The sequence below is a fragment of the Sulfuricurvum sp. PD_MW2 genome (genome assembly GCF_002633015.1).
GTDB lineage: Bacteria > Campylobacterota > Campylobacteria > Campylobacterales > Sulfurimonadaceae > Sulfuricurvum.
Genome location: NZ_NSIU01000053.1, coordinates 1 through 2690 on the forward strand (window position 1 = coordinate 1; position 2690 = coordinate 2690).

At 35.1% G+C, this 2690-nt stretch carries 1 protein-coding gene; it reads right to left on the bottom strand.

All coding sequences use genetic code 11. The annotated features are described in order from the left end of the window. Positions 1–74: 74 nt before the first annotated feature. Positions 75–2690: chemotaxis protein CheW (locus tag CJD30_RS11455; protein WP_294919262.1), on the bottom strand; the 2616-nt coding region annotated here is incomplete at its 5' end.

The following is a 2690-nucleotide window of genomic DNA, read 5'->3' on the forward strand; positions in this document are numbered from 1 at the left end:
CTATTATATGACTTATTTTTGAAGCTTTATGAATGCCTAAACAAATCAGGCATTCAGATACGTTAAAATTAAGATTATTTAGAAGATGAACTTGTCTGAATAACAAGTTCTTTTCCGATTTTTTCAATGTTCAGCAATGTTAATGCTTGATCGTTATGTGCAGAATTTTTTGGGATTACAATTCCGTCCATAATAACACCATTGGATACAAAAAACTTATCCATTGGAGTAATATAGCATCTTTCTACTTCCGTAATATCCCCCAACGCATGTACCAATATCCCAAGATAGCGTTCTTGCCGCTCTGAAACATATTTCACGATAACGATATCGCTGTAGGCTCCGTTGCACTCTTTGATGAAATCTTTTAAATCAAGGACACTAACAACTTTATCTTTATAGATCAGCGTTCCTTTGAAATGGAAAGAACTATCAAGGGTTAATGAATCTTGCAACTGTTCGACACTGACCGTTTCAACGATGTCATTTAAATTGACACCCAACCATCTATTCCCTATCCAAAAGCTTCCAATTTCCATTTTATCTGCAATATCTTCCGGAAGTGTAAAAACTTCAAAATTGCTAGAAGATGTTGAAAGATTCATTTTTGCATCACTGATAAGTGAAAAGAAAATAGCGATGACATCATTTTGATAGGCATCATTTTCACTCTTATATTCTCTATACCCATGCGAACATGTTGCACCAACCGCATAATAGTGCCCTTCATAGATAATAATTTCGCTGTAGCTTTCTCCGTTACTCAGATTAAAAAACTTGTCGTCAAGCTCAAAAAAGCTCCCGACAGCATGATTTTCATTACTCGAAGAGATGATGATTTTGTCCTTTGTACAGTATAAGCCGAAAGCACCCTCTCTGATTTGCCCTGTAAGATTTTTCGGAAGAGAATCACAAAGCATTTCATAAAATTCTTTTCTTGAATTAAATACGATTCCGATACCACCCAACGCTTTTGTCTCCTCACTTGATAGAGGATGAATTGCTGCATTGTAGATGTAGGTGTAATCATTATGGTACAAATCGCTTTGTTCAAAATTGGAAACACAATAGTGCGCCGAATTTTGAAGCTGCAATGTCTGATCAATCCAATGTTTTGACACTTTTCTTCCGATCAGATACGATTCGTTTGGGTTGGAGACGGCGATAATAACCCCATAAGCATCGTACAAAAAGAGATTGCTATATACGGTGTACAATCCGTTGATATAAGACAAAATATTCGTCAATACTCCTTTATCTTGCGTATCGATTGTTGATTTATTCATTATGTTTCTAAAATCAGATGTTAATGCCCACCAGCGACAATCATTTGCACGCTCATAGAGATTTCTATCCATGATATCAATCATCAACGACGAAATAGCGGTAGTATTATTGAGGACGATTGTTTGTGTCAGATTTATAATGGACGCATCAAAAATATTTTTGGTTAGTGCACCTATTTTTCCAATTTCTTGCAATAGTATGCGTGCAAATTTTTTATTGTCCGATTCTGCTTTTGTTTGAGCAATACTTCCATTCCACAGTGCTCTGTTGAGATTTTTTTGAATTCGTTCAGCTTGTTTCGGAATATTTTTTAGTTCATCAGAAAAACTCTCTCCATTTTGCAAAATACCCAATAATGTTTCTTTTGTAATCCCTAAAATTTGTTCATTTTCTCCTGAAAAAGCGTATTCGATCGGTACCATTATATGTCCGAACCAACCCAAACCTTTGAACCCTTGATAACCATTGGTTTCACATGTTTTGGCCAAATACTCTCTTCCGCCGAAGGAAACAAGTTTGTAAGGCTTATGTAAATTCATTTCTACCGTAGCGTCTAAAGGAATATGGTAGGGATCACTGCTTGAAATCACTTTTCCCGTATTATCAAGCAGCATAATGCACTCTTTATTCTCCGTAGAAACAAGATTGGCAAAAATCCCTTTCATTTCATCGTTAAAGCGAAAACACAATGCCAGTGTTCCCAAAATCGGAGAGTTTTTATCGTTTGTCTCAGTAACTTTATACGCGTATACAAGAGACTGTTTTGAATTAGGCAAAAAGTCATGATATCTATAGCTTTCTACAAAATCATCTTGCGTATTCATCACAAGATTTATTAGTGGATCTTTTGATTTTGACAAATCTTTATACGTTTCATCAAGACGCAGAAGAATTTCACCTTTTGCGGTAAATAGGACAATATCATAATACACCGAGTATTTTGCAACATATTCTTGAAAACGGCTTTTTAAAGTATGAATGCCCTCTTTGTAGTTCGGATCATAGATGGATACCGTATTTTTTAAAAAGGATCTAATGTCTTTATCCGTTGCAAGAAAACCGATATCAGCAGTTCGTTCATATAAATTTCGAATTACGATATCGACAGCGATTTGAGCTTTTGCAGCCATTTCATTAGATGTTTTAGTCAGCGTCTCAAAAGATAAATGATTTAATAACTCTGAAATAAGTGAAGAAAAAGCTTGTTGAGTATCTCCAATATATGTCTGTGAATTACTTAGCTCGTTTAATAACGAAAGATTGTCCCAATTTTTAAGCAACTGATCCAACTGAACACGATATTCCTCTGCTAGAGGCATATGTTTGATAAATGGATAAATAGCAGAAGAGACCATAATTCCTTTGTAGTTTTTTTGTACCATTGGCTTACCTTTGTATAAAAT